At 34.6% G+C, this 7584-nt stretch carries 2 protein-coding genes; both read right to left on the bottom strand.

The genetic code is table 11. The features are described from left to right. On the bottom strand, positions 1-2499 hold a 2499-nt coding region (locus BVH02_RS20685; protein ID WP_086503375.1), incomplete at its 3' end, for an Ig-like domain-containing protein. 2112 nt (positions 2500-4611) lie between these two features. Then, the coding region (locus BVH02_RS20680; protein ID WP_143244273.1) for a LamG-like jellyroll fold domain-containing protein at positions 4612-7584 on the bottom strand (2973 nt) is incomplete at its 5' end.

Raw genomic sequence — 7584 nt, 5'->3', positions numbered from 1 at the left:
AATCCAGTCAAAACTGTATGGGGCAGAAATGTCTGTTCCTAAAAGTGTATTTTCATGATAGAATTCAACTTTGGTTAGTGTACCGTCTGCATTACTAGCATTAGAAGTGATAGTTAAATTATCTCCCTGTATAAATTGGGAGTTAGTGCTAGGAGCGGTGATGCTGACGAGTGGAGCAACATTGGCTTTTTCATGGACATTAATCTTGACAAGATCTGAAATCGTAGCCATTCCTTTATTATCAGTTGCTTTAGCAGTGATGGAGAAGTTTCCTATAGGAAGATTTGTCCAGTCAAAGCTGTATGGTGCAGAAGTGTCAGTTCCCAATAAAGTAGTTCCATTGTAGAATTCCACTTTAGAGATGGTACCGTCAGTGTCAGTTGCAACTGATGTAATGGAGATATTGTCACCCTGTACAAACTGGGAGTCTGTGCTAGGAGCAGTGATGCTGACGGTAGGAGCAGTATTTTCCGGGGTAGTTGACGCTTCCGTTTTCAGTAGGAGTATCGAAGAATAAGCTGGTACCACAACACTTCCAGAAAGAATCTTTCCTTTTAAATCTACATAGGTTCCAGACAACGGAATCGTCTTAGAACTTTTAGAATTATTGAACTCAAACATAATAAATTCATCAATTCCCATTTTTTTAGATTCATAAGAAGCAGGGCTTTTGGTTGAATTAGCATCGAGACCATAGCTACTCTTCCAAGATTGTAGGTCAATCAATCCATTTTTTTCAGGAACTTGGAGACTGAAGGAATTACTTTCATTGATAGGCCGAGAGTATATATTTTTGTCAAAAGTCCCCATTTGACCCAATGTGTTTACTTTAGATCTTACAAAGACATGAAGTTGATTTGAATCTTTATTCAAAAATTCATTGTTAGTTAAGGTGATATTTCGGGTTAGGTTATTGGTGTAGTCACTAGTGATAAAAATAGAATATCCGGCATTGAATATTTTGTTGTTGGTGATGGATACATTTCTTGCATTGTTTACAAAGATCCCTTTGCTCATCACATTACCAATGGTATTTTGATCTATGTCGATCCCATTAGCGAAAAGGTCAAGATATATTCCCTCCACGTAAGGAAAGTCAGTCGCACCGTATGGTTTTGTACCGTCCACTGCACCGATTCCGTTTACAATAATGTTATTAGTGATTTTTCTGTTGGTAAAAGTCGTGTTGGCAGGCCCTGTAAAAGTGTAGATCCCCCCACCGTCATCCTTAACGAAACAAAAAGTATCGATGAGATTATTTTTGATGTTTATGTTATTTCCGTTGAAGTAAATTGCATTGGAACCATTTTCCAAAAACTCATTATATTCAATTAGAACATCCGAGGTGGTTTCACTCATGAAAATTCCATTCCCTTGGCTGTCTGCGCTTTGACCCATTCCTGCGATCGCATGGATTTTGCTGAATGTGCTAGATCGCACGACCGTAGCCCTGTCATCCCATCCCAAGTTTATTCCTCCATTGAGTGCATTTGATATGTAAGAATTAGATACAGTCAGGTTTCTAGACATGATTGTATTGATTGCATTTTTTCCTACATACTCTAGCAGGCAGTTTTCTACTGTGAAGAATGTTGATTTATCAATATTGATTAAATTTTCATTACTACCCTGAATAGTAAGGTTGTTGAGTTTTATATGGCTAGCACTATTTTGTGTATTAATGATCCGATCTATCGTGGAAACTTTGATGTTAGCTCCAGATGGATTGCCTTGAAAATAAATCATCAACTTCTTAGTCGCTTTATTGAAATACCATTCCCCATGCTTATCTAATGTAGCGGGGTGGTTTTGGATAAAGAAGCCGTAGCCTATCGTGGGGCTATAAGCGCTACCAGCAGTATTATAGTTTACGCTACTTCCGCTGTGCCAGTTGATCACATGTCTGTCGATAATCCAGTTGTTTTTCCGAATCACTATTTCTCCTCCAGTCATACTAGATGGAGCTTGCAGTCCGCTACTACCGATGGAACCCCCGCTGTAAGAGTTGATTGTTAGATAACCACTGTTTGAAGCATTGTCATTTGGATACCTGCCCATAGCTTGAAGGACATCATTCATTACCACAGTAGACACTGAAGAGGAAACTTCAGGGATATAAGTTTCGTAAACATTACCTCCGAGTGAAACCCAGTCTTTAATTTCTCGGAATCCTGTTAAAACTGGATTTTCACCAGAGCCATAGTTTCCAAAAGATATCGGTGCACCTGAAGTACCGGATTTATTAATAATCAGTGTGCCGTGAAAGGTGTCACCATTTCGGAACATGATATTGTCTCCAGGTTGGAGGGAATTGAAAACTGAGTTCAATTTTTGAATACTTTTCCAGGGGCTATTTTGATTCTGGGCTTGTGCACTGCTTCGAGCATCATCGCCATAAGTAGAAGAGAAATAGTAAGTAGCTGCATTTGAATATGTGCATACTAGAAATAAAAAGGCATAGGATATCATCCTACCTAAATAGGTAACTAATTTTTTCATGGATTTGATAATCTATAAACAGTCTTTCGTGGGTGATTAACTGTATTATGTGTTTTAATATTATGTTTTATGGAATACGTGCTGCATTAATTGTATTGTATATAAAACATTAGGGTTGCCCCAATATTTAACAATGTTTTTAAATAAAAAAAATATACTAATCCTGACTTGTAATAAATAAGAGATATATCTAAATTATTAGTTTTAATTTTTCCTTTTCGAATTGGGGAAATTGATTTTTAAAAGTTGAAAAATGTAAATTAAGCGATAATTATTTTTTTTAATATTTATAATATTTTTTTACAATTTTATAACTAAAGTATAACACACTTACTGGAAAAAAATATTTGTATCCTAATCAGGCTAATAATTGATTAATTTGAATATGTGATAAGTTTATAGAAATTGATATCGTGATTCGTTTTATTAACCAATTTAATCGTATTTATGGTTTTATACTTTTTTTAAGAAAAAGTATAAATATTGAATAGTCTGTTACAAAAGTTAGGTTTGTTAAAGGTTGTATTCAGATACGGAATTAAAGGGAAGTGACAGATTTTCATTTAATTCTTGAAGTATAGATTAGCAGAATTTTCACTAAGAAAAGTTAAAAGGAATAATGTAAGTTATTAGTGATTCACCCTTAGAGGTCATGAATTTAAGCTTTAAAGGCCTATTTTTCAGCCAAATGTGTAAAAGTATTGGAATCAGCTTTATCTCATAAGTATCTATTCTTATACCTTACTATTGAAGATAATTTATAGAATTTTGATGTAGGTAGGGCTGGAAGTAAGGTTTGATAGAAGTATTCCTATAAAAAATATACTTATGTTTGAATATTTAATTTAATGATCTAAGTTCGAAAAATAGCTAGTATTTATTTGAGAACAATTGAGATCTCATTCGAGAAAATCTATTTAGGTCGTGATCTACTCATTACAAAATAAATCAAAACCAATTGAAGATTATAGTGGATGATAAATTCGTCATTTTCACTCAAAATATCATATAGCATAATATTTGAATTGACAAATTCATAAAAATTAATCTCAGCTGGATTAAAATACTATTATAAGATTTTGAAATACATATAAAATTATATATCATAAATATTTGTTAATTATTAACATATTTCAAATAGGATCAAATTTGTTTTACGACTTGCGTTAAATGTTTTTTATGGAATTTATTTAAATGATTAAATTTAGCAGGTAAGAAAGAATCCCTTAGTAGTGAGGCTCTTTCTTAGAATTTTAAAAATTATGATACTATCCTGAAAAGTGCGGAAATGCATATTAAAAATGGTTAAAATTTAAGATGGCTTTCAAACATAATCATAAATTGGTCTAAGATGTTCCTTGATATCCGGATTGGCATAATGCATTTTTAGTGAATTCGTTGATAGCTAAGTATACGGACTTCGTCACCACATCATCTCAAATATAGAAAAACTTGTTTTTGGTATATTTTATGACTTTCCAATTCAGGTTTTCAATGATAGTATTGGTGTAGATGATTTTACTTATTTCCATAAGTAAAGCCATCCATGTAGTCAGCTTTTCACTCTAGTTTTTCTAGCATTTGATAGCATAGCCTTATTTTTGACTCCACACAGCTTTGACTAGTTCAGAGCGAATTCAGCTGATTCATTGTTAGTAGCAATCGATTTTCTTCATGTAAGCTGCAAAGGCATATTATCCTTTTTGACCACATAAAGTCAAGCAAGTTTTGATGGACGATGCAGAATTGCTAGGTGGATTCGGGGAAAATCTATCTGATGGAATCCCTAAGCCTTACTGATTGTCCATGTTGGTGATTAAGACTTCCTGTTCACCTCTGAATCCTAAATCTGGCAATCCACATAGCCAGAAGGCTTCGGATTCGTTTTTGCCCAAAAATAGCACTAAAACATCCTTCTAGCCATATGTTCATTGATTTGTAAAATGTAAATGGTTTTATCGATGACTGTGGAATTTTTGATTAGTTTTTAGATTATTTTGTTACTATTTGTAAGTAAAAAATTAGTTTCAGTTATTTAAAAAATTAGGCACAAAAAAATGCCTCCATAAAGTGTTTGACTTTTAGGAGGCATATTTTAACCTGAATCTTTCTTTATTCTTTTATGAATTTTTTACTTGAAATCTCATTTCCGTTAGCGGTTAATTGTAGAATATACACTCCGTTTATCAAATTAGAAACATCAATAGTCAATGTAGATTCTTCTGTTTTGGTCTTGTATGTGCTATGAACGGTGCCATTCATGGATACAACCCTTAATTCAAAATCATAATTTCCATCTAAATTTGTGAAAATTACATTGAGGTAGTTTGTGGTAGGATTTGGCCCAATTATGTAATCCAACCTAGCATTTGGAATATCCTTTGCTTTTTGGGAAACTGCCATTAGCAGGACTTGTTCTGAGAAATAAGATTTGCCTTCAACATCGGTGATCTTCGCTACAAGTTTGTGATTTCCTTCTGGGATGTTTTCCCAGTTCAAACCTGTTGAATCTTTAGAAAGTTTACCTACTAAGTTATTGCCACTAAAGAGTTCGACTTTTTCAATTTGGGCATCATTCTTAGTGATTTCAAGTTCAATATGAACATTGCTTAATGCTTCAAATTCCGATTTTTCACTAGGTATTTCAATTCTGATTTCTGGAGCTGTGAAGCTTCTAAAATTTTTAGTAAGTGTAATATCCTTTTCAGGCATTTCAAGTTCAAATAGAGTTTGGTTATTAATCTTAAGTCCATCAATGCTCCAATGATCAAATACTACTCCTTGTGCTTCTTCTGTTTCGACCATGAAAACCAATTTCTCACCTGCTTTCGCTTCTACTAAATCAGTCTTAGCATTTACTTTGCCTTGTAGTTCATCCAAATTAGAGGATACTGCAATTCTATGATACATCATACCATTAAATTCAGGATATGTGATTTTAGTGGTTATTAGCCTTTCAATTTCACTTTGTGAGAGTTTTCTATCCCAGATTCCAACATTGTCAAGAATTCCTTCGAACCTTCTGAGGTTGGATGCATTTTTTAGTAATGAAGCTGACCCAATTGTCAATTCCATATCTGATTTAGTAATACTTCCTGAATATTGAGGAGATGTTTCGGGATCGATTGAATCTAAATATATACTGTACCCTTCTCCGGATTTGTAGGATGCGATTACTCGTACCCATTTTCCTAGGGGAATTGTTTTGGAAGACACCCAATCTGTAACGTATGGGATGTTTGTTCTAATTCTTATTCTATTATCATCCGTAATCGCCATGGAGTAAGTTTGGTTTTCTGACCATTCATTGGAAAATGTTTTACCTACTATTATGCTGGCCATTTGTTGACCATTACCTACACGGAAAATATCGGCCATCAAGGTGAATTCGGTAGTAAGATTGAGGCTCTGATTATGTGGTACACTAGATAGTGAAGATTTACCATCATACTTGTTTCCATTTTCAATAAAGCCACCTACTTGGTCGATGAGTTGGCTGGTGCCGTGGTTTTGGCCATGAGAGTCCTGTAGAACTCCTGATATATTGGTGTTCATCTCATAAAAGGCAACCAATCCTGATAGTAAATCTTTATTTGAAGCTGCTACCAGTGTTTTTTCCACCTTGAAAATTATAGAGTCAGAATTAATGTTTGATCCATTTACATTGAATGCCTTGGCTTTAAGTGAATATTGTCCTTCAGAAACACTTTTCCATGTATATGATGAAGTATTGCCATAAAGAGTGGTAATTAATGTGTCAGCATTGTGAAGCTCTATTTTTTCAATTTCTCCCTCAGTGATTTCCGATTCAATTTCAATATGCACATCGCTTAATTCATCAAATTGAGAATTTGTGGTTGGGGAAACTATACGTATTGATGAAGTTTCTTTTGCTACTCCAAAATCAGGATAGCTAATTTTGGTAGTAACAAGTTCTGTAATTTCTTTTAAAGTAAGCTGTCTGTTCCACATTCCTACATTATCAAGAATTCCTTCAAACCTTCTTAGGTGAGCTGCATCTTTCAGATAAGATCCTGAACCAATTTTTAATTCTAATTCAGATTTTACGATATCTCCTGAGAATTTAGGTGATTTTTCGGGATTTATATTGTCTAAATACAAGCTGTACCCTTCTCCCGATTTATACGTTGCGATTATCCTGACCCACTTTCCTAAAGGTACTGTTTGGGAAGAAACCCAATCCTTTACATATGGAGTATTTGTCCGGATTCTTATTTTATTTTCCTTAGTAATAGCAATTGAGTATGTCTGATTTTCTGACCAATCTTCTGATAATGTTTTTCCAATAATTATACTTCCACTGTTTTGCCCATTTCCCTCGCGGAATACATCGGCCATCAATGTAAATTCAGAAGTAAGGTTAAGGCTATTGCTATGGGGTACAACTGATATAGAAGATTTACCGTCATACTTATTTCCATTTGCTATAAATCCGTTGACGTTGTTGATCAATTGACTGCTACCGTGGTTTTGACCGTGAGAATCAATAAGTACTCCGGATAAATTTGTGTTCATTTCATAAAAAGCAACTAATCCTTGTAAAAATCCTGTGCCTGTTTCTGGAGCAAAATTAACTTTTTCACTAACATTGATCACTACAGGTGCTGACACAGTAGCGTTTCCTTTATTATCTGTTCCTTTAGCGGTGATGGAGATGTTTCCAATAGGAAGATTAATCCAATCAAAGCTATATGGGGCTATAGAGTCAGTTCCCAGTAAAGAAGTTCCATTGTAGAAATCGACCTTGGCAAATGTTTCCTCGGAGATAATAGCATCTGATGTAATGGAAATATTGTCTCCCTGTGTAAACTGTGAGTTTGTGCTAGGAAAAGTGATAGTCACTTTCGGAGCTTCGTTTGGTATGCTAAAGTGCATGGAATTGAGATTACCTAAGTATCCATTCTCACCGTAGTTATCTACAACATATTTTAGTGTATGTGTTCCTGCTGGAAGATTGATTCCCGCTTTTTTCACGGAGACCCACGAATCCCATCCACCGGTAGCTGGAATGATAATAGGACCTGTGACATCGATACCGTTGCATTCTATGTGGAAAGTACCCCC

This window comes from Algoriphagus ratkowskyi (assembly GCF_002150505.1).
Classification (GTDB): Bacteria; Bacteroidota; Bacteroidia; order Cytophagales; family Cyclobacteriaceae; genus Algoriphagus; species Algoriphagus ratkowskyi.
The sequence above is the reverse complement of the archived record's forward strand: the minus strand, read 5'-3'. Positions and strand labels throughout refer to the sequence as shown.